The following is a 22917-nucleotide window of genomic DNA, read 5'->3' as shown; positions in this document are numbered from 1 at the left end:
AGAAAAAGAATGTCCTTTTTTAATAAAGTCAGGACTGTAATTCTTTAAAAATAATGAAAGAAAACAATAACAATACCTATATTTTTGATGATCAGGAATGGCAAAGCTGTATAAAGGTTTTAAAGGCTTTAAAAGACAATCCGTTTGAGAATCCTGACAATGATTTGTTTGCTGGTTTGATTACCAAAATTCATAAAAATGCCAAAAAGAATATTCGTAACGCCAGTTATACTTCAAAAAAAAAAGAAGATTTGCAGGTTAGCAAGAATGCGACGATAGTTTCAAAAGCTTTAAATGGAGAAACATTATTTACAGAAAAAGAAACACCGGATGAACAACAATTTACCGAATTAAACCTGCCTAAAAATTGTTATGCCTGCAATCAGTCTTATAAACTGGCACATAGTTTTTACACCAGACTTTGCCCGGAATGCGCCGAAGAAAATTATCAAAAACGTTTTCAGCATTTAGACCTGAAAGGACGAAATGTAATTTTAACCGGTGGACGAGTAAAAGTTGGTTTTGCAACAGCGTTAAAATTATTGCGAAGTAATGCCAATATTGTAATTACTACCCGTTTTCCTGCGCTTGCGTTAGAACAGTTTAAATTCGAGGAAGATTTTGAGCAATGGAAAGATAATATGATTATTTATGGTCTTGATTTAAGAAATCTAAATGCTATTAATGAGTTTGTATCATTTTATAAATCCAAATTTGATAGTCTGGATATTTTAATAAACAATGCGGCACAAACGATAAAATATCCTGATGAATATTATAGTCCTTTAATAAGGAAAGAAGAAAACCTGCTTGGAGCATTTTCGGGAAATGTTAATCTGATTGCTAATAAAACTCAGGTAACTTCAGAAGTAAAAGCTTTAGAATATGGTTTTGAAGAACAAACCGAAATAGCGCTTTCGCGTTTTGGTCAACCTGTTGATAATCGGGATAAGACAAGTTGGAATTCTACTTTAGAAGAAATCAGCATGTATGAGCTTGTTGAGGTTAACTTAATTAATCAGATAGCGCCTTATTTCCTGATAAAAGAACTAAAACCATTATTTTTAAATTCAACATTCGATGAACGTTTTATTGTGAATGTGACATCCTCAGAAGGGATATTTAGTTATAATAACAAAACGATTTTTCATCCTCATACCAACATGACTAAAGCAGCGCTGAATATGATGACACTGACTTCGGCCAAAGAATTTGCAGAAGATTCTATTTTTATGACCAGTGTAGATGTGGGCTGGATTTCGACAGGTGCAAAAGAAAGCCTGAGAAAAAAGCAATTTGAAGAAGGCTATATTCCGCCACTAGATTCTGTAGATGGAGCCAGCAGAATTTTTGATCCGATAGTACAGGGTATAAAAGGAAAAAGTATATTTGGTGTATTATTGAAAAACTACAAAGTTTCCAATTGGTAAAAGTTAGGATAGTAGTTTAATTGGAAAAATATTCCCCTCACAGGAAAAGTTTTGGGTTCGAGTCCCAACTATCCACCAGGGTGTTAGCTCAATTGGAAGAGCAACAGTTTGCTAAACTGGAGGATGCAGGTTCGAGTCCAGGCACACCCTTTCTCTTCATAATAAAATAACTTATAGTTTGTCTGGAAGTAAAATAAAAAACTATGCATATAGATGTTAGCTCAATTGGAAGAGCGCCTGTTTTGCAGGCAGGAGGTTGCGAGTTCAAGTCCCGCACATCTATCAAATGCAAACGAAAAAAGTAATTTAAACCTTAATAAAAATTCGGAAAGAATTATATAAATAGAAAAAAACTTCTACATTTGCACCCGTAATAAAAAACAAAAAATGCATATGATACTTTCAGTAAGACAAAATTTTGACCGCTTAGCAGGATATCTTCCGGCTAAAAGCTCAGGATGCAATATGTATTTTTATGAAATTGAAATGTAAAATTTAGAGTTAAAACTCAACATAAAATATAAAAGCGTCCTCAAAGCAGGGCGCTTTTTTTGTTTAAGACTGAAAAAAGCACATCAAAAAATGAGTAAAAAGACTTTAATCAAAAATAATTTAAAAAAATTGTACAAAAAATGTTTAATGATTAATCAAAATAGTGAAATATAATCTTGAAAAGTAATCTGATGAGAGACAGTCATTTGATACAAAAAGAAATCTGCACCAGTATGCGGACAGGATTTTTATTTTCAAAATTAAATCGTAAATTACTGATAGTCAATAAAGTAATTCGAAAAATAATTTGGATAATTGATTTTTTCGACTTTATCTTTGCCGAAGAAAATCAGAACAAAGATTTTCAGATAAAAATGATTTCAAAATATAATACAACTTATAAAATGATTTTTGATTTAAAAATATACAGCTTAGAACAACTACACCCGGGACGCGATCTTGGATGTAAAACAATACAGGTGTATGAACATGGACAATAGGATACGTATATCTTATAAATCTTGAAGCACCTTTACCGGGTGCTTTTTTTATGCCCAAAAAATAATGGTTTTGTATAGCAATTGGTAGATAGTCAGCGAGTTTGCTGGAGGTTGAAGGTTCGAGCCCTTCCAAAACCACTTGTTCTCTAGAAGGAACTGGCTCATTGGGGTTACTGGCTAACCTTCCCGACTGTCTCTCGGGAGAAACGGGTTCGACTCCCGTATGAGCCGCGAGTTTTGAAGGTGTTGAGGTTCTTAGGGACTAAGGTACTGAGGAAGGTGCAGAGGTACAAAGATGCAGAGGCGCAAAGATTTAAAAACTTAGCCCCTCAGAACCTTAGCATCTTAGAGCCTTTAAAAAAAACTGGGAAGATAACGGTGGTTGTTTACCCGCCTTGGACGCGGGAGGTCGCAGGTTCGAATCCTGCTTCCCAGACAAAATGGAAATACGCTAAAGCTGGAGAGTTAGGGCGGTCTGAAATGAAATTTTTCATTCAGCGAAACCAAAAAAACAATAAAAATGATGAGCTAAACACCGTTGTCTTTGACTGAGTAGGTTCGAATCTTACTATTTCCACCAATTTCAGTTTTGAAATACTGAGGATTAATAAAAGCAGGAATGGCGAAATGGTAGACGCGGCAGACTTAGGATCTGTATTTTGAGAGTTCGAGTCTCTCTTCCTGTACAAAAAGAAACGTTTAATTAAAAAAGAAACAATGAAAAAGATAACCACATTATTTGCTAAAAACCCTGCTGATTTAGGAAGGGTAATTAATAAAATTAATATCGAAAATAAATGGGTTTTTGATGGAAAAGCTATTGCAACCAGAAAATTCGACGGTACATCTGCAGCCATTATAGGCGGAGAATTGTTCAAAAGATTCGATGCCAAAAAAGGACGAACAATTCCGGAAGGAGCAATTCCGTGTCAGGAAGCCGATCCAATTTCAGGACATCACCCACACTGGCTGAAATGCGACAGATCAAAATCTGAGGATAAACATTTTTTCGAAGCTTTCGATCAATTAGAAAACAAAGTTGACGGAACATACGAATTATGCGGCCCGAAAGTACAAGGAAATCCTGAAAAGTTTGAGAAACATACTTTGGTAAAACACGGTGCAGAAATAGTAGATTTTGTAAGTCTCAATTTCGATGATTTAGAAAATTTCTTGTCGGAAAATGATATTGAAGGAATTGTTTTCCACCACATTTCAGATGAAAGAATGTGCAAATTGAGAAAAACAGATTTTGGAATTAAACGCCTGAAACTGGAAGCCGTTTAGAAGCAAAAACAAGTAACATTTAAAATTAAAAACGATGAAACAAAAATACAACCGAATTGCCCTTGTGGGTATTGAACAGGAAGAATACGATAGTATAAAAGCCCAATATTCAGGACATATTATTTGGCACCAGTCCATACCAAAAATTGTGGTTAAAGATACCGTTTTGTATATGGAAAAATCGAACGGAATTGGGATGTTGCCTGTAGATAAAGTAGTCTATTACGGAATTTACGATAATGATTTCGATTTTATTGCGGGTCTTGCCATCTGGAGAGGAAATTGTTATCCGAATGCAGCAGCAATGCTGGACTGCCGATTTAAGATTCCTTGTCTGGTAAAAGCTTTGTCTCTTTCGAGATTTAGTACTCCAAGAGGTTTTGTAAGTGCAGGAAGTTCTGTAAATACAACAAACGATACAGTTGCAAAATGGGGAAACTGGCATTGTGGTGAAAATAAGCATCGTTTTACCGGTGAATGGGAAAGCGAATTTACCGCTACTATTGAACCGTATTATGAAGGACAAGCCGTTCGGATTATGATGATTGGCGATACGTATTGGCAGATCAAATTAGAAGGAGACGATTGGTTAAAGTCTATTCATCCTGATAGCGCAGGTTTTATGCCTGTTGATGATGATTTGCTCGCTGATACGCTTCATATAAAAGAAGCTTTGAAAATGGATATGATTGGAAATGATTATATCGTTGCAAAAGACGGTTCTAAATACTTACTGGAAGTAAATCATATTCCGAATATCACGAGATTTGAAGACGTAAGACAAGTTTACTTATCGACTGTTATGGAATGGATAAATTAATTTTTTACACTGCGCAAAATAATTGCGCAGTGTAATTTGAATATTTGTTCAAGAGAAATATAAGTTTTTTTATAAAATGAAATAACATCAAAGGAAACTTTGATTAAAAATATCAAACAAGCCTTGTTGGGTGTTTCTGTATAGCACCATTGTAGGATACTTTTCGCGAAAGCGAATTATGTTTTTCTATACAGCCTGGTTTGAAGGTTTTGGATGGTTTTCCATAAAATTATCTCACCAATCTATAGGTCATGGGTTCGATTCCCATTCGCAGCAATGCGATAGCTTAGTCAGGTTAGAGCAATAGAAATCAGCAGGTTCGATTCCTGCACTAATCATAGGGATTAGTTGGACGAATGGTAAGTCAACAGACTGAAAATCTGTATTTCCGGAGAACATCACTCTTAAAAAGATGACCAGAAAAAAACTGATTTGTCTTTGTCAGTGAAATCAGGATTTTAAAATCCGAAGTTTCGCACTCTGATAAAGCCAGTGCGAACAGAAATGTATTTTGAAAAGCTTGTCTTCTTTTCGGTTTGATTGTTAGGATAATTTGGGGATTATCTCAACAAAATAGAATCGTCAACAATTCAGCCAGACATGAGACAAACTATTCGTCCGTTTTTTCCGGAGGAGAAAGACAATGAAGTTTTTTATTAAAAGTAAGTTATAAGTTAAATGTAAAAGTTAGGCGTTTGACTTTAGAAATAAATAAAAGAGATTTTCTTCGATTTCAAACCTGAAACAGAGAAAACCTGAAACAAAAAATAAAAATATTGTGATTAAGAGAATTAATATCGAAACTTTCCAAGTGGGCTTGGTGTTCGAAAACAGAAAATTGGTAAAAGTAATTGAAGAAGGATTACACTGGATTTTTGGAAACAAGAATATAATGATTTACGATCTAAACGGATCTTTTCAGGCTCCTTTTGAATTGGAAATTTTATTGCAGAATGAAGTATTGGCTTCACTTTTAGAAGTTGTTGAGGTTGCCGATAATGAAATTGTTTTGCAATTTGTGAAAGGAAATTTCAAAGAAGTTTTAATGCCAGGAAAATATGCTTTTTGGAAAGGAGTTGTAAAAAACGAATTCGTTAAAGCAGATTTGTCTAAAATCGAAATCACAGAAAACATTCCGGTAAACTTATTGGAAAATGTTAAGATAAAATTCTTTACAAGAAAGTTTATCGTAGCAAGCAATGACAAAGCTTTGTTGTTTGTAAACGGCACTTTCGTGAAAGAATTAAAATCAGGAACACATTATTTCTGGAATAACGCAATTACAATTGAGGTTAAAACTGTTGATATCAGACAGCAGCAAGTAGAAATTTCCGGTCAGGAATTGTTAACCAAAGATAAAGCAGGATTAAGAATCAACTTTTTTGTGAGATACCAGGTTGTGGATATCATCAAAGCCCTTGTGGAAAATAAAGACTTCGAAAAACAATTATATGTTACGATGCAATTGGTTTTAAGAGCTTTTATCGGAGGTTTGACTTTAGACGAATTATTGAGTAGAAAAGATGCTATTGCCGATGCTATTTTAGAAGACACAAAAACTAAAATCAAAGATTTAGGTTTAACAATTTCTGATGCCGGAATTAGAGACGTGATCTTGCCAGGTGATATGAAAGAAATCATGAATCAGGTTTTGGTTGCAGAGAAAAAAGCGCAGGCCAACAGCATTATGAGAAGAGAAGAAACCGCTGCAACAAGAAGTTTGCTAAACACCGCAAAGCTGATGGAAGAAAACGAAATGCTGTGGAAATTGAAAGAGATGGAATATGTAGAGAAAATTGCTGATAAAATCGGTGAAATTACCATTTCAGGAAGCGGAAATGTTATCGGTCAATTGAAGGAAATCTTCGTAAAATAAGAGAAACTAACAGTAAATAGTGCTGTTGGTTTATTTAAAAATTAGAAAAAATGAAAACTACAGATAAAATTATTATTATCGATTTAGAAGCCACATGTTGGCAGGGAGCAGTCCCGCAGGGGCATCAAAATGAAATTATTGAAATTGGTTTGGCCGTTTTGGATACAGAAACCGGTGCAATTTCTAAAAATAAAGGAATATTGATAAAACCAGAGCGTTCCAGCGTAAGCTTGTTTTGTACTGAACTGACCACAATTACCCAGGATTTGCTGGATAAAAACGGAGTGAGTTTTGAAGATGCAGTTAACCAGCTGATTGATGAATACAATCCCGATTTGTATACCTGGGCAAGTTACGGTCAGTACGATCTCAATATGCTTAAAAAACAGTGTAAATCGTTTGGCGTCCAGTATCCAATGGGAGAGGAGCACATTAATGTTAAAGAACATTTTGCCGAAAAGTTTGGGCTGGTGAAGCCAACCGGAATGAACGGCGCGTTGCATTTGCTTAATATTCCTTTGGAAGGAACACATCACAGAGGTATTGACGATGCCAAAAACATTGCTAAAATTTTGCATTGGTGTCTGAAGAATTAGAATTTGTTTTGTTATTGACAGCTGTTGTTTACTAAGTGATAGCTACAGAAGGAAACTGCAGATATTTTTTATTTGCAGTTTCTCTTTTGTGAAAGGAGAAATCAAATCCGGATCATTTTTGAGAATAAATAATAGTTTTAACAAAGTTCGGATTTAATGATATATTTGTGAATATACAGTTTTGTGGGATTTTTTAACCTTCATAATTGATTAAAAATCATGCAATTTAGCAATATGAATAAGACAGAAACTCCTTTTTTGGATACCATTTATCACCTCAGAACAATCGAACAGATTATTTTGACTGATAAACTGACCAGTATTTCTAAAACAGAAGAGAATGATACGGTTTCATTTTTGGAAACTGAATATGAAAGAGAGATTTTAGAATATCCTGGCGTTGCACCCAGGTTTAATGCAGATGTGGGATTATGGGCAGCAAAAACAGTATATTTTGCAGCACAGCTTTTATTATATCGAGAGCATACAATTAGTGATTTGAATGTACTTTTACCTGATTTTTCAGGAAAAGAAAATGCGTCTGCTGCGCTTTCTGCAGATCTTTGTCTGCGTTTTTTACCTCAGATTTTAGAAGAAATGAAACGAATTGATGCAGATGATCCTGTGATTCCAATTCTCGAAAGACATTTATATCAATTTCATTATTCAGCAATTGGGTTTGAAATTGAGATTGAAAAAATAGATTTTGATACCGTTGCTTCAAACGATTGTCTGCTTCAGCTGTACATCGACCGGATTGTCCTAAGAAAAGCAATAAAATTTACCGAATCTGATTTCATAAAAAAGCAATTAGAAATAGGATTTGGAGATTATAAAAAGATATTCTGGACTCAACTATAAATTATCAAACGAATAAAAATTAGAAGCAGATAAATGAAAGCTACCGATAAATTAAATAGTGTTTTAAAGCACATCAAAGAAACTTTTGTTGGAAAAAATGAAATTATAGACCTGTTAGGAATTGGTTTGCTGGCCAGGGAAAATGCATTTTTGTTAGGACCTCCGGGAACAGCAAAAAGTGCCATCATCAGGGCTTTGTCTAACGGAATTGAAGGCGGAAAAAACTTCGAATATCTTTTAACCCGATTTACAGAACCTAATGAAATTTTTGGTCCGTTCGATATTCGTAAATTAAAAGAAGGGGAGTTGATTACCAATACCGAAGGAATGATGCCCGAAGCTTCGATGGTGTTTTTGGATGAAATTTTTAACGCAAACTCAGCTATTTTGAACAGTTTACTGATGGCACTTAACGAAAAGATATTTCGTCGTGGTAAAGAAACAAAAAAACTACCGGCACTTATGTTTGTGGGTGCCAGTAACGTTTTGCCTGAAGATGAAGCGCTAAATGCTTTGCTTGACCGTTTCCTGATTCGTATAAAATGTGATTATGTAGAACCGGATTTATTGCACGAGGTCTTATTGGCCGGATGGAAATTAGAAAGCGCATTGACCAAAGAAGTTCCAACTATTACGGCAGATGAAATAAGGGAATTGCAGCAGCTTTGCCGAAAAATCGATTTAACGCCTGTTCGTAAAGAATATGTGGATATCATTCATAGTCTTAGAAATACCGGAATAAAAGTATCAGACAGACGTGCCGTAAAACTTCAAAATCTGATTGCGGCAAGTGCTTTGATGTGCGGAAGAAATAAGGCGGTTTTATCTGATTTATGGGTTTTAAAATACATTTGGGACAATGAAGAGCAGATCGAAATACTGGAAGGAATCATCAATCAGATTATTGAGAAAGACGCTTCTGAAGAGGCACATCCTCAGGCATTGTACAACAAAACTCCGGACGCAGAAAGTGTGATGAAAGAAGTGAATTTTCTAATCGAAAAATGGCAGGATGAGAATCTTTCATTTGAGGAGCAAAATGTAATCAAAGATAAATTGAGATACATTCAAACCCGTTGCGACTGGATTAAAGATACAGAACAGAGAAAATATATTCAGGACCATATAGAATCTTTGTGGCAAAAGATACTTCAAACTATTTAATATGTATTTTTTAGAAATAAAAATAGAGCACAAAGATTTTTTGGGCGGAATTCGGCATTGGGATAATCTAAAAGTTGCTTTTGAAACTGATACTGTCTGGATCAGAGATTTTTCATCAGAGCAGATAAATTCGGCAGAAATTCAACAGATTCCATACAAAATTGTATATGAATGGAAAGAGAATTTATTGTTTGAAAAAGACAAACTTTTGCCGTCTAAAAAACTGCCTTCAGGATTATTGTGGAGTCCAATTTTGCGTGCTTTACCGGTTTCATTGCCTAAATTCAATCATAATTATTTTGGCATTGACCAAAGACTGGAAATGAATTTAAAGCCGTCTGAAAATGTAAAACTAGCTTTCGCTATGTTGGTCAGCTTTGAGGAATTGAAATTATACATCGAATCGGCACCAAAGTACAGACTCGAACCTTTAAAATGGGTAGTAATTGATAAAAGAATACTCTTGTTTGGGTTTCCGTTATTACCTGTAAAAGGCAGTACATTTTGGATGAATCATGATTTTTTACTGCCAACAGGATATGATTTTGAATGGTTTTCTCTAACCGGAACATTTCAGGAAAAATTGAATCCATCAAAAGAAAACCTAATACTCTGGAACGAAGACAACAGCTATTCAGTAATTCCAAAAGAAACCATAAAACCACTTTCAATCAGCTCATTTCGCTTAACTTTTTCATAAAATAAAATGGAATTTCAAAAGTATTTTCAATCGTATAAGGACTATTTCTGGGAATGGGACAATCAGATATTTTCTGAAGAGAGCGTATTTGAGTCGATCACAATTCCGAATGGCCAGACGATTGGGTACGAAAAATTTGTTTTTGAAATCTTAGAATTTCTTTCAGATGACAGTATTCCGCCATTCGGAAGTTTACTATTGGCAATATTGGCTACAAATCCGGAAAACGAACAGGCAATCGAAATGGTTCATAATTTGGTAAAAAGCAAGAATATAGTAAGTGCTTTTCCACAGTCTCAGTCCTTTCGAATTGGTGCCAGTATTGATTTTTTAAAAATACTTTCTTGTTTGCCTGTTGCGTATAAAACGGGTGAAAACAGAAAGAAATTATTCCAGACTATTTTTCATGAATGCCACAACAGGGTTTCATCTGATAAAGCAAAAAAAATCATTGAAGAATATAAAAATCATAGACATCATTTAGTTCGTGCGGCTGTAAAAGAAGAATTTAATGAAGCGAATTTCAGAAAAGATTTAAGGACACTTGCTTTACTGAAAGTTAGGTTTCCTACAGTGCAGTCTGTTTTACATGCAATGGAAAACATTCCGCATCAGGATTTAAATGAAAAATTGAGTGAGGAAGTTCTAGAAGAGAATAATTTATCCGGGAATACAACCGATTTTGTTGATCAGCTTATACAGGAAGATAAAACATTTCATACTGGAAGTCTGATTAAGCGGCTTTGGTCGGGATTAAATATTCCGCTTCACCACAGCCATCCTAGTGAACAGCCATTGGGAGGAATTTCGGATTTAACCAATAAAGGTGATTTTGATAAGCTTGTGATCTCTGAGTTTGCGTATGATGATGATGTTTTCATGTCGAGAATTGCGAATAACGAAGCACTCTATATTCAGCGGGAAGTTCCGCCGGAAGCAGATAAATTTAAACGTATTTTATTAATCGATAATACATTAAAAAACTGGGGAAATCCAAAAGTTTTGGCTTTTGCATCTGCCATTGCCATCGTGAGACATCCTAAAACAGATATCGAATGTCAGGTTTTTGTGGTTGACGAGGGGTTTAAAGAAATTCAGGTTACAAACGTTGATGAAGTTATTATGGCTTTGAGTGAACTTAGTGGTAAACTGGATTGCGCAGCGGGATTGGATTTGTTTTTTGAAAGCAATAAAATCAATAGCAAAAATCAGGAAGTTTTTCTTTTTTCTTCAGAAGAAAGTTTAAAATCAGTTCCGATGCAAAGAGCTTTGAATGCCTATTTTAATGACATTAAATACGTTTTTGCAATTGGCATGGAAAATATTAATGTCTACAAAAATCAGAATAAAGGAAGAAAAATGCTTCAGCAGATTGTGCTGCCTTTGGATGAATTATGGAGAAGAAATAATAAGGAACAAATAAGCACAGCAAAAAAAAATGGAGAAGGAAGTATTCATCTGCTTTATCCTGTTGAGCAGTCTTATCAAAATATTTTTTCTTATGAAAATGCGTTTTATATGTATCTCAATGGTAGTTTATTTATGTTCTCTAATGATAGATTTGATAAAGGATTTGTGAAAATAGCATCAAATCTTCCGTTTAAAAATGGTCATTTTGCTTTGAAAACAAATGTAAGGGGAGAGAAAATACTTTGGTATCATTATTATGATTTGATACACTACGCAAGTACCATAAATCTTAGCACAAAAGAGTTAAGAAGCTATAAAGATTTTAACCGAAACATCAATCAAAGAGCACTTAAAGTGTTTGAATACAATAATGATTTTTATTTTGCCGGTGGGATTATTGATCTTTTGCCAGACTTTTACCAGATTGCTGGTGATTTTAGTTTAACAACAATGAGAACCCAGAGAGTAAGAGAGGCTTTTAACAGCAATCTTGAGGAAATATCTTCCTTCATTAGAAATTATAAATCCAGTAAAGTTAAATACAGTGTAATTAAAAGATTAAACCGTGTTGTAATAGAAAAAAATGTTTTGAAAATTAATGATTATCATATTTCGAATCTTGAATTTCAAAAAGCCAGTTCTTATTTTAGACCTGATGACGCAATAGTATTAGAAGAAATAGTCAATCTTATTTTAAAAAATAAAGGAATATCACCTTTGGCAGTTGTAAAAATAATAAAAGAGAATGCTGATAAAACTTTAAAGCAAGCTAAAGATATTATCGATGAGGAACTTAGTGTTATTTTGAAAAACGTAACAAGAAACGCTGCAGAGAAATTGAAAAAAGAAATTGAAAAAGAAGGAGCAGTTTGTTATATAGAAACACAATATTTTGAGTCTAAAGATGGTAGTACAATTACAAATAGAGATGGAATTTTGGTTTTTGAAAGTAGTGATACAAGAATTGAAGAGTTTAATATTCCATTTGTAATTAACATGCGTACAATTATGGCAACGGCAGGGGAATATGCCGGAAATGATTACTTTATTCAGGGGCATACTAAAGAAAGTATAACTGAGGAAGTATTCATAGAAAAATATCTTAAACCATTTATTTTACACATTTTACATCATGGAGCTTAAGCTAAAGATAAATTCGAAAAATATATTTCCAAAAGGAGGCATTTTAATTAAAAGTGCCTCTGTGGAAGTGTGGCTTCATGAAATTCAAAACATGGGGTTAACTCCCGATGCGGTAAAAGTTTTTCCAGTTCCATCTGTGCGAGCCAATGAATTATTTGGCTGTTTGATAATATGTAATCAAAGCAATATTATTCAGATTGGAAGAAATAATTTTTTACAATTGATTGAAAATAAACTCTTTATTCCCGAATATGCATCAATAACACCCGAATATGCTCAGGAAGAATGGCATACATTGTTTTCAGAAGAATATCATTTACTGCATCCGGAAATTGGATTGGTTGAACTGAAAGATGAAGTTAACTGGACAGATTTGATTCAGCTTCCAATATCAAAAGAAATTGAAATAACTGCCCCTTCAAAAACAGTTTTAATACCTCGCTTTATAACTTCAATGCGCATTGAGGTTGATCAGGAAAAGATTTTGGAAGGTATTGAAAATCCGGTTTCCGAAGAAGAAATGATTGAAAAGTTGCCTTTTAACATGAAGAAACTGTTGAATGGCAACAACCGTGAAATGGATAAATTTCTGGCTTATTTAGAGAAAAACCCTGAAATGGCAATGAAATTGGCAATTCCGCTGGATACTCTTGGAACAGGAAGAGGAGGTTATGGAGGCAGTTTTTCTTTTAATACCGGAATTGGCAGCTATTTTAATTTTGGATGGATTGCGAGATTTTTTGATAATCTTTCAGCCGGAGGAAATAATGCTACAGGTTTTTTTAGATACGGTTTTGTCTTGTTGTTTGTGGTTTTAGCCAGAAGTTGCAAAGGTTCTGAAATCAAATCGGAGCTGCCGTCTATTTTAGTTTTTATTGGAATCATCATTTTTGTGATTTTTATGATTTCGTTGTTGGCAGGATCACAATCAGGTTCTTCACGTTCTTCGGGCGGAGGTTCATTTTTGATTGATTCAAAAAGATTTAATACCCTGCAAAGCAGATATGAGAAACTGGCAGAGGATTATATTGTCCGAGGACAATATGAAAAAGCTTCTCATATTTATTTAAAACTTTTAAAAAACAATCATAAAGCCGCATCGGTTTTAGAAGATGGAAAATTATATCGTGAAGCCGGAGCGATCTATTTAAAGTATCTTCAAAATAAAAACAAAGCCGCAGAATGTTATGAAAAAGGGCATGCATATAGTGAAGCAATTGTATTGTATAAAGAACTCAACGAAAATGAAAAAGTAGGGGATTTGTATTTGATTTTAAGAAACAAATCAGAAGCCAATACGTATTTTAATATAGTAATTGAAGAGTATAAAACTAATTTTCAATATGTAAAAGCGTCTTTAGTTTATAAAAATAAAATTGGAGACATAACAGAAGCTCAGGAATTACTTTTGCAAGGCTGGAAAACGAATAAGGATGCCGGAAAATGCCTCAATAATTATTTTGCAAATTGCAAGTCAGCAGAAGAGTTATCTCTTGCAATTACTAATGTTTATAAGGGAGAAGTGTCAGAAGTAAATGCTGCGGTATTTCTTCATTTATTGAAACACGAATTTACCAAACATGAAGAACTTGAAGAATCGATCAGAAATATCGCTTATGAAATTGCAGCAGACCGAATTGATGTAAATCCAGATGTTGCTTCAGAATTAGTACATTTTAATAAAGGTAATAAATTGCTGCTTAAGGATGTGATGAAGTATAAACTTAAAATGAAAAAGTAAATTCACATAATACAAAATAAAGAAGCCGGCTTATGCTAGTTATGTAGTTACTTTTGTCTGCAATGCCATTCTGGTAGCAAGAATATGCTCACAAGGTCCCTTTCGCAATTGATTTGATCTGTAAAAAGAACATTCGCAATTTCCTTCAATCAGACGATTGTCTTTGTCTAATACGGCAAGAGTATTGTATTTGAGATTTTTATCGTTTATTTTTCCTTTAATCTGTAAGGTATCTGCTTTGACAGTTGAATCAATTTTTATACGATTTTCACTTATATAACGATTTGCGGCTTCTTCCTGTGGACTGGCAAAACGTAAGGTTTTCATATTTAAAGGTTCCTGAGTTAGTTCTCTTACACGGTAAAGGCCTAAATTTAAATCGTAGATTACTCTTCCGGCCTGTGTATAGGCTGTTAAAGATGCCGAAACTACAGACGGATCAAGATTTAGTTTTTTGGCTAAATTAGCAGAGGTATCGAACCAGTTTTCTTTTAAAGCATTGAAAACTTTTTCCTGAGTAAATAAATCGACATTGCTTCTTGGCGCCATTAGATCAAAATTTCCGGCAGTACTCCAGTCATTTTTTGTCCAGCCGGAAAGCCCCAGTGTATAAGACATGTCTCCTAAATCAGCAATAAAAAAAGAAGGTAAACCAGATCCCAGTAAAACGACTTTAAAATTTCGGGCAACCGGAATCAGCCTTTCTAAAATTAATAAACGTCGTCGTCCCCAAATACGAATGGTTTTAGATTCATTTCCCTGAAAAAGAGATCGGTGAAAGGTAATTTCATCGTATGAGGGTTCAAATACAGCTTTTATAGGTTTGTCCGGTTCGAGTACAAATCGCAAAGCCCTTGGTCCTTTTTTTTCTTTAAAACGTCGTAAATACTGGCACAAACTAAAAATATCCATAGGATGTAAATCCAGTACAGTTGCAGGCAAAGTCATAGCTGAGCTTACCTGTAAAAATCCTCTAACCCATGAATCCGGCAGATCTATTTTTACTTCTTTATAAACTTGTTCATTAGTTGTTTTGGCTTCAAAACCTGACGGATCAATTTTGAATTCGGTTTCTTTGTAATTTCTTATTTTCTGAAATTCATTGTACAATCCTTCCGAATAATCAATATTGGTAGTGCCACATTTAAAATCACTGATTTCTGTAAAGATATTATAGTTACAGCTCAGTTTTCCATAAGAAGATTCATCCTTACTGAAACATTCAAAGAAAACTTCATCGGGATGTACCGTAATTACAGGATCTAATACAAACCAGGCGTCTTTATCATTTTTATACAAATAATCAAAATAAGCAGATTTGGCTTTGTTAAAAGGTCCCAGAACCCTTCCTTTTTCTTTCTGCACGACGCTTAATTCTTCTTTTAATTCCTGAATGCGTGCGCGGACAGTTTCAATCTGAAAATCGGCCATATATTCGCTAAGCCATAATTTTTCCTGTTCAGCAGCCCATAATTTATACTGTTCTTTATCCTTTGGAAAAAAACGCAGATCCGAAATCACAACATCATGTAGTGCAGAGATAGCTTCTCTAAAAGCTATTTTCTGGTTTAGTTTTCCAACAAAAAAAGTAGGTTCCCGTAAAGTATCAGGAGAAAAACTCATGCCTGTACTCGTTGAGGTGTTATTTACAATGGTGCTGCCGCTGTATTTATAGTCAAATAACATAACTTAGTTTTTAAGGATTAAATGGGTATGCAATTGCGGGAAAAGTGTTTTTAAATCGGTCAAAATTTCGATACAAGCCGCTTTGTCCTGTATGGATGCCGTAGCAGAAACAGAATCAATAATTTCGGTTACAAAAATAGCTGCTTCTTCATTTTTCTTTCCTTCCTGATCCAGGAATTGAAAAATGCGCTGTTTTGCAATTCGGGATTTATGCACACGTGTTAACACAGATCGGAAATAAAAATCAAGTTCTTTGATTTTGGATAAATTATCTGTTGCATAGGTGCTGAGATAATTCGTGACAAAAAACTGAATATTGGCACTTGGATGCTGGCTTAATTTTGTTAAATAAGTTACACCATCATCAGGATTGAAATAGCGGGTAATCATTTCTTTTCCAAATTGTTCAACGGCAGGCAATACAGAATCGACTATGCTGATGAGACACTCTAAATCCCAGTCGGTTTCATCAAATTCAGTTTTAAAAAAATAAAATGCAAAGGCTCTTGTGTCATCCCAGGAAGTGTCTAAGATGCCCAGCGCATTATTTCTTTCCGCACGGATGCGCTCTTTTTTATCCATAAAATAATTCCAGCACCATTGTCTTATGGCAAGGATTTCATGGTTTCCTAATGAGATAATCTGACGGATTGTAAAATCATCTTTACGGATGTATTTTTTTAAGATTTCATACCCGGTCAGCTGGCTTTCTCTGTAGTGCGCATGAGTTAATTTGATAACATCCCGGGGTTCTAATGCTGTATTCCAATACTCTGTTGTTTCTTCAAGTATAAATCTTTTGAATATTTGATGTGCTCCTTCAAATTTTTCTTTTCGAATCATGGCATAAACCGTGTTGCGAAGCGCAATTGGAAAAAGGTCAGCATTTGATTTGCCCAATTGTTTGATGCGTTCGATAACAGATTCCAGGACATCCTGATATTCAGTGTTTAATAAATCTAATAAAGATTCACGATTGGTCAGTAAATAATCTTCCTGATAGTTATTTAATAGCTGAATACCATTTTTTCTAATCTCAAAACTTTCATCTTGCAAAAACAAGGCGATTAGTGAGAACGGAATTTCTTTTGATGCTACTTTTTTAGATTTTAAAATTAAAACACTGCTGGCGAGAAGGTTGTTTGTTTTTAAATCGGAAGAAATTAAGCGTGCAATAATATCCCAGCTTAATTGCTCCAGCTGCGATGAAGCAATCTTTTTTAGTCGGTCTATAGCTAAAATGGCTAAAGTATTATTTGCTTCAGATTCTTCAAATGAAAGAAGTTCGAGAATGATTTTTCCTGTAATTACTTTAGCTTTATCTTCAGTAAATGCAAAGCTTTCCAAAGTATTTGTGATCCAGTTTTTTAAATCAGGAACGTCATTAAAGATCAGTTTTACAACACTTTCAATATCATTAAGAAATAATGCTGTGTTTGATGCAATGTGGTTTTTTGACCAATTTCGTGCAGATTCAGTTTTGGAGTTCAGTACATCCGTAATAAAACTAACCTGAGAAGAAAGTGTTGCATTTTTTAGCAGTATTGTTTCAAACCCTAAATTGTTTGGGATATTGAAATCACTATTTAGTAAATTTAAAATGTTTGCCTCGTCAAAACGATTAAGGAATGTATTAAAATCATTTCTTGCTTTTAGATTTCGATAAGCAAATTCATGGATTACATTCATTTGAGCCTCCATCAAAAGCTGAATATAAGCTTGGGGAAAAGCGTCCCAATGTTCTGGAAATAATTCTAAACGATTTGATAAGGTATTATCTACAACAATTTTTTCTTCTTCCTGAACGATAAGACTCTGAGGTTTTTTTTCTGTTTCTTTTTTACCAAAAAAAGTGGAGAATACTTTTTTGGCAGCATCCAGCACAGAGGTTGAACTTTGACCCGTTGCAGTATCTGAATTGTTTTTTCTCCCAGCTGTTTTATCCTGAACTTTGGTTACCTGGCTGGGATTGAAATAATAATTTGAACTTGAGAAAATTTCCTGACCTAAAATGAATTTCATTTTTGAAGTCAAAATTCGGTTTTTGTCATTACCAAATAAAATGGTTGAGAGCAATAATAAATCAGAACATTCAGGGTAGTCTATTACTGTAAAATAATATTTTTTGTCTGTGTAATTGTATTGTCCATAAGTATCATAGGGACGTTTCTCAGCCTTGGTATAATTATCTTCGGTATATTTTAATAAAATAGATACCGCAAATTTTAGGTATTTTTTGGCCTCCATTTCAGAATTCAGTTCTTTCAGAAATCGAAGACTATTTTTTTGAAAATAGAGTTTGGTAAAATTAGAGAATGCAATTTTACTGTCTTTTCCTCTAAGTTCTTTTCCAATGTTAACTCTTTCGTTTATAGTGACAATAAACTGAGAATTGTCGTATTCGCTTTCTAATGGAACAGTTCTGTTGAACATTGGAGATTCATTTTCAAAACGATAGGCAAGAACAGCCATTGCATCAGCATCGTTTCTCAAATTTGCCAGTTTATAAATAGCTCTGACATGTTTGAAATAAGGAGGCCTGAAGGGAACGGCTTCCAGTAAAAAAACGACAATTTCGTGTAATTTGATATCAAATTTTGCAACCAGATATAAAGCGGTCAGATATTTAATAGCATTGTTTTCTAATTCTTCTTTTAGAAAAATGACTAACGAATCATAATCTTTTTTGTCAATGTAATATCTTGCTTCCTGAGGTATGGTCTCCAGAATTGATGCAATATGTTTTTGTAATTCGGTCTCTTTTAAGATTTCTAATAATCCTTCATGAGCCAGATTTCTAATGTATTCTTTTTGTTTTGCCTGTAAAGCGTATGATTTAAAAACTTCTTCTGCTGTAGCAGATTTTAGTTTTATTAAAGCCCAGATTGCAGAATAAGTTTGTAATTCGTCTCCTTTTGAAGCTAACTTAATGATGTACGGAATGGCTTCCTGAATGTTTAGTAAACCTGCTTTCCAGATGACGCGGCTGGTTTTCCATTCGGTATTAAAAGTTTGTCTGCCTGTCACGGCATCTTCTAAACGCTGCAAAATTACACCGTTTACAGAATCGGGTTGAACACTTTCTAATGAAGGAAGATCAATAAGTGTTTCTATTTCTGATGCATATCCTTTAACTTTCTTTTCATTTTCAAGTTTATCAAAGATGATTTGCGCTTTTTCAGCCGAAACATATTCAGAAGTTTTGGTCCCTTCTTTTAAAACCGATCCTCTTCTTCCGTATCTAAAATTTACAACATAATTATCTGCGTCAATAGCGCATAAATCTATTTCGTATACTTTGTCTGAATTCCCTTCTTTATAGAAAAGTTTAATCTGTTTAATTAATTTCATAATTGAAAAAGGGTATTAGTTAAAAAATATTCCACCAGTTTCCTGGCTTTTCATCAGGTACAATCGTTTCCTTTTTTTTCTCAGGAACAGAAGCAGGTATCGGAACTGTCTGTTCAGGAATACTTAGTTTGGTTATGGTGGGCTGACCATGCTTTGTTATGATGTTTTTCAAATTTTGTTTCAGAGTAGTTCCTTTTTCAGGATTCACCATATATACATAATTGATATAGCCTTCTATAGCATTGATTACATGAATCGCTTTTCCCCATTTTTGATCCTGCCATCCGTTTTTTTCAATGTTATGAAGCAGGGCGCGGAATTTTCGTAACTCATTGCGGTCAATATTGAGTTTCTTATTCACAACCACTCCGGTAACTTTTTGCTGCATCCCTTTTCGCATAATGTGTATCTTATCGGGATGGATTACAAAACCTTCTGATTCGATAATTTTTTTAGTGAAATATAATAAGCGGGAAACATTTTTACTGTTTTCTTCATTGGCAGAAAAAGTCATATCGTCTGCATAACGCGTATAACTGAAATTTAATTTTTTAGCCAGCCCATTGATTTTCTTGTCTAGTTTATAAACAATCATGTTGCTTATGGCGGGACTTGCAGGAGAGCCTTGCGGTAATTTGCGTTCACCGGACTGTACATAATAGGTAATTCCGTCTAACGAAGTTTCATTTACCTCAGAGTAGGTACACAATAAAGCTAAAACAGTAGCGATTTGTTCAGAATAACCTATTTTATGAAATAATCCTTTAACCCTTTTGTAAGTTACAGTAGGAAAGAAATCCTTTAAATCGATATTAATTACAATGTCTTTATTGATGTGAGGCTGTGCATTGGTTACAATAGACCGCTCTTTGATAAAACCATGCGCTTCGATTGTATGGGGTATTTTGTGAAGTATATTTTCTAGAATCCAGGTTTGGATTTCTTTTAATTTAGATTTTGGAGCAGATATTTTTCGTTTGCCGCCTGATTTTTTTTCAACCTCAAAAGTATGGTAATGACTAATTTTAGAAACCTTTCTGTTGTAAGCCAGATATTGTAAAGCTTTGATCTCTAGCTGCATACTTTTTGCCAATGCTAATAGATCTTCAAAAACCGGAAGATTGTATTTTTCTAAAATTTTAGAATCAGTTTCTTTAGAATTTAATCCTTTAGATACTGTTTCTCCTAAATATAAAATTTGCTTTTCTTGTAATTGCTTCCAGTTTTCGGCTTTTTCCAGGCGTTTTTTTTCCTGGTTTAATTTGGTTTCGGCCCTTTTTTCTTTAGCAGCTTTCATTCGGGCTTTACGCATTTCGAGAACCATTACTTCTCTGTTGCTAAACTTTCTGTCCCTGGCCAAAAGCTCATTTAATTCCTGTTCAATCTTAGCTTCCTGATTAATCAGAATTTCAGAAAGTGTAGGTTCGGTTCCGGACTGCCAAAAACCCAAACGCTGCATTTCTTCTAATATATAGCTATCTTTTGAGGTAGCTCTTATTCTATCATAAATTTGTTGTTTACTAAGCTGTTCAGACATATATATAAATTCGCTATTTTACATTAAAAAGCCCTATTGCAGTGAATAGGGCTTAAAGTTTAAAACCTTCGTATTTTCTAAGGACTATGGCTATCAACTCCCGAGAAAAGGTACTATGCGTACAGTTAATCTCGAGGAGGTGGAACCGAAACTGTACGCATAGTACCTTTTCTCATCCATAAGATAGAAGTAGTGCTGAATGTTAAATAATCTTACACCGATGACGAAACATCATCATTTTCTTTATACAAGAAAAGCAAGGTATTTCTTAAACTCAAGACAAACATAATAAAAAACTTTTAATTGAATACCCCTAAAATTGAAATAAGATTTTTCTTTTTTTTAAGCATCTGTAACGGATGCTTTTACAAATGAATTTTGATATTTCAAGACAAATTCTTTTGTGAAAAATAAAACGGCTGTCTTTTAGAACAGCCGTTTTCGTTTGGTTATATTATTTTGATTTAATTGGGACCGTATATTTTATCATAAAGATCTTTGTAGATTTCTCTTATCACTTTACGTTTTAATTTTAAGGTTGGAGTAAGCTGTCCGCCATCGATAGACCAAACATCAGGAGTAAGTTCAAAGCGCTTGATTTGTTCCCAGTGTCCGAATTTTTTGTTGATGCCTTCAATTTCTTCATCTATTCGTTTAATCACATCAGGGTTTGAAGAAATTTCAGCACTAGAATTTCCTAAATTGATTTTATGGATTTTTGCCCATTCTTTTACAAATTCAAAATTTGGCTGAATAAAAGCTGCCGGCATTTTCTCTCCATCTCCAATTACCATGATTTGCTCAATAAAACGGGATTGCTTCATGGCATTTTCAATCAATTGGGGAGCAATGTATTTTCCGCCGGAAGTCTTGAACATTTCTTTTTTACGATCTGTAATTTTCAGGAAACCTTCGCTGTCAATTTCGCCAATATCTCCTGTGTGGAAATATCCATCCTGTAAAGCTTCTGCTGTTTTTTCAGGATCTTTGTAGTAGCCCAACATTACGTTTGGTCCTTTGCAAAGAATTTCACCGTCTCCGGCAATTTTTACTTCGACGTTGCGAATCACTTTCCCAACAGTTCCAATTTTAAAACCTTTGTTTCTTTGATCGTTTACGGCAATTACAGGAGAAGTTTCAGATAAACCGTAACCTTCCATAACCGGAATTTGTGCAGCAGCAAAAACTCTTGATAAGCGTGGCTGTAATGCGGCACTTCCCGAAACCATTAAATCCAGTTTACCTCCTAAACCTTCTTTCCATTTACTGAAAATCAATTTTCTGGCAATTTTCAACTGAAATTCATACCAGAAACCATTGGCACCGTAGGGTTCATATTTCAGACCTAAATCAATCGCCCAGAAAAACAGTTTTTTCTTAATGCCGGTTAATTCAGATCCTTTTGCGTAAATTTTATCGTAAACTTTTTCTAAAAGCCTTGGTACGGCAGTGATTACAGTAGGAGAAACTTCTTTTAGATTGTCGCTGATTTTTTCAATAGACTCTCCAAAGTAAACCGAAACGCCATAATATTGATAGATATACAAAATCATTCTTTCGAAAATATGGCAGATAGGAAGAAAACTTAATGCTGTACTTTTTCCTGCGTCAAATGGAATTCTCGGCGCACTGTCCAAAACATTTGAAACAATGTTTTTATGGGAAAGCATAACGCCTTTTGGTCTTCCGGTAGTTCCCGAAGTATAAATTATAGTAGCTAAATCTTCTGTGTTTATACTGTTCTTTCTTGCTTCAACTTCTGTCTGATTACTTTCATCAGCACCCAAAGTCAATAATTCTGACCAGTGTTTGCAGCCAGCAATTTCGTTAAACGAATAAACCTCTTTTAAAGTAGGAACATTTGCTTTTATCGCATTGACCTTCTGAAGTACTTCTTCATCAGAAACAAAACAATAAATACTGCCACTGTGGTTTAAGATATATTCATAATCTTCTTCCGCAATAGTTGGATAAACAGGAACGTTTTGGGCTCCTGTCTGCAGGATACCAATATCCATGATATTCCACTCTGTGCGATTGTTAGAAGTGATTAAGGCAATTTTATCATCTTTTTGAACACCTAGTCGCAATAATGCCCTTGAAACAGTATTGGCTTTAGCAATATAGTCATTGCTGGATGTTTTTTCCCAAGCCCCGTTTTTTTTGGTAGCTAATGCAACTTCAAGATTGTAAGTTTCTTGTTGGTAATAAGGAAAATCAAAAAGGCGTGTGATTGTAACCATTTATATGATATATTGAATTTTATTGCAAATTAAATAAAAATAAGGTATGATTTTTAATTTTATAAAATAAAAGCCGAAAT

The 22917-nt window shown here is 34.3% G+C and carries 15 protein-coding genes and 7 tRNA genes; 18 read left to right on the top strand and 4 right to left on the bottom strand.

What is annotated here, in order from left to right; genetic code table 11:
- Positions 1–53: 53 nt before the first annotated feature.
- The 18 genes from FLACHUCJ7_RS10725 to FLACHUCJ7_RS10640 all read left to right on the top strand — a co-directional run bounded on the left by FLACHUCJ7_RS10725 (position 54) and on the right by FLACHUCJ7_RS10640 (position 14020).
- Positions 54–1430 carry an SDR family NAD(P)-dependent oxidoreductase gene (locus FLACHUCJ7_RS10725; protein WP_180908906.1) on the top strand — a complete coding sequence of 459 codons (1377 nt, stop codon included), beginning with the start codon at positions 54–56 and terminating at the stop codon, positions 1428–1430.
- Between the two features lie 6 nt (positions 1431–1436).
- Positions 1437–1508, top strand: a tRNA-OTHER gene (locus FLACHUCJ7_RS10720).
- Positions 1508–1581 (top strand) — tRNA-Ser (locus FLACHUCJ7_RS10715). Before FLACHUCJ7_RS10720 ends, FLACHUCJ7_RS10715 begins: the two co-directional genes overlap by 1 nt.
- 59 nt (positions 1582–1640) lie before the next feature.
- A tRNA-Ala gene (locus FLACHUCJ7_RS10710) sits at positions 1641–1713 on the top strand.
- A 400-nt stretch (positions 1714–2113) separates the two neighbouring features.
- Positions 2114–2422 (top strand): hypothetical protein, encoded by a 309-nt coding sequence (locus tag FLACHUCJ7_RS10705; RefSeq protein WP_180908905.1) that lies wholly within the window; start codon positions 2114–2116, stop codon positions 2420–2422.
- A 66-nt stretch (positions 2423–2488) separates the two neighbouring features.
- A tRNA-OTHER gene (locus FLACHUCJ7_RS10700) sits at positions 2489–2560 on the top strand.
- Between the two features lie 20 nt (positions 2561–2580).
- Positions 2581–2653: transfer RNA gene (locus FLACHUCJ7_RS10695), tRNA-Asp, on the top strand.
- 133 nt (positions 2654–2786) lie between these two features.
- A tRNA-Pro gene (locus FLACHUCJ7_RS10690) sits at positions 2787–2858 on the top strand.
- 177 nt (positions 2859–3035) lie between these two features.
- Positions 3036–3108 (top strand) — tRNA-Leu (locus FLACHUCJ7_RS10685).
- Between the two features lie 31 nt (positions 3109–3139).
- Entirely contained in the window at positions 3140–3709 is a 570-nt protein-coding gene (locus FLACHUCJ7_RS10680; protein WP_078226298.1) for an RNA ligase 1 family protein, read from the top strand.
- A gap of 34 nt (positions 3710–3743) precedes the next feature.
- A complete protein-coding gene (locus tag FLACHUCJ7_RS10675; protein ID WP_180908904.1) occupies positions 3744–4529 on the top strand; it encodes an ATP-grasp domain-containing protein in 786 nt (261 codons plus the stop codon).
- Between the two features lie 778 nt (positions 4530–5307).
- Positions 5308–6405 carry a slipin family protein gene (locus tag FLACHUCJ7_RS10670; RefSeq protein ID WP_180908903.1) on the top strand — a complete coding sequence of 366 codons (1098 nt, stop codon included), beginning with the start codon at positions 5308–5310 and terminating at the stop codon, positions 6403–6405.
- A 50-nt stretch (positions 6406–6455) separates the two neighbouring features.
- On the top strand, positions 6456–7001 hold the full coding sequence (locus FLACHUCJ7_RS10665) for a 3'-5' exonuclease (RefSeq protein WP_180908902.1): 546 nt from the start codon (positions 6456–6458) through the stop codon (positions 6999–7001).
- A 234-nt stretch (positions 7002–7235) separates the two neighbouring features.
- Complete coding sequence (locus FLACHUCJ7_RS10660) at positions 7236–7862, top strand: hypothetical protein (RefSeq protein WP_219634082.1); 627 nt, start codon at positions 7236–7238, stop codon at positions 7860–7862.
- 33 nt (positions 7863–7895) lie between these two features.
- On the top strand, positions 7896–9026 hold the full coding sequence (locus FLACHUCJ7_RS10655) for an AAA family ATPase (RefSeq protein ID WP_180908900.1): 1131 nt from the start codon (positions 7896–7898) through the stop codon (positions 9024–9026).
- Position 9027: 1 nt separating this feature from the next.
- A complete protein-coding gene (locus FLACHUCJ7_RS10650; protein ID WP_180908899.1) occupies positions 9028–9726 on the top strand; it encodes a hypothetical protein in 699 nt (232 codons plus the stop codon).
- A gap of 6 nt (positions 9727–9732) precedes the next feature.
- Positions 9733–12279 carry a ribosomal protein L7/L12 gene (locus FLACHUCJ7_RS10645; protein WP_180908898.1) on the top strand — a complete coding sequence of 849 codons (2547 nt, stop codon included), beginning with the start codon at positions 9733–9735 and terminating at the stop codon, positions 12277–12279.
- Complete coding sequence (locus FLACHUCJ7_RS10640) at positions 12269–14020, top strand: histidine kinase N-terminal domain-containing protein (protein WP_180908897.1); 1752 nt, start codon at positions 12269–12271, stop codon at positions 14018–14020. Before FLACHUCJ7_RS10645 ends, FLACHUCJ7_RS10640 begins: the two co-directional genes overlap by 11 nt.
- Positions 14021–14059: 39 nt before the next feature.
- On the opposite strand, the gene FLACHUCJ7_RS10635 is transcribed toward FLACHUCJ7_RS10640, so the two are convergent.
- The 4 genes from FLACHUCJ7_RS10635 to FLACHUCJ7_RS10620 all read right to left on the bottom strand — a co-directional run bounded on the left by FLACHUCJ7_RS10635 (position 14060) and on the right by FLACHUCJ7_RS10620 (position 22837).
- Positions 14060–15706, bottom strand: coding sequence for an SWIM zinc finger family protein (locus FLACHUCJ7_RS10635; protein ID WP_180908896.1), 1647 nt, complete (start codon positions 15704–15706; stop codon positions 14060–14062).
- Positions 15707–15709: 3 nt separating this feature from the next.
- The gene (locus FLACHUCJ7_RS10630) at positions 15710–19057 is read right to left on the bottom strand and encodes a WGR domain-containing protein (RefSeq protein WP_180908895.1); all 3348 of its coding nucleotides are present in this window, start codon (positions 19055–19057) and stop codon (positions 15710–15712) included.
- A gap of 19 nt (positions 19058–19076) precedes the next feature.
- Entirely contained in the window at positions 19077–20594 is a 1518-nt protein-coding gene (locus FLACHUCJ7_RS10625) for a reverse transcriptase domain-containing protein (protein WP_180908894.1), read from the bottom strand.
- A 464-nt stretch (positions 20595–21058) separates the two neighbouring features.
- Positions 21059–22837, bottom strand: a complete 1779-nt coding sequence (locus FLACHUCJ7_RS10620; RefSeq protein WP_180908893.1) for an AMP-dependent synthetase/ligase — start codon at positions 22835–22837, stop codon at positions 21059–21061.
- Between the last annotated feature and the right edge of the window lie 80 nt (positions 22838–22917).

The organism is Flavobacterium salmonis (assembly GCF_903819435.1).
GTDB lineage: Bacteria > Bacteroidota > Bacteroidia > Flavobacteriales > Flavobacteriaceae > Flavobacterium > Flavobacterium chungangense.
The sequence above is the reverse complement of the archived record's forward strand: the minus strand, read 5'-3'. Positions and strand labels throughout refer to the sequence as shown.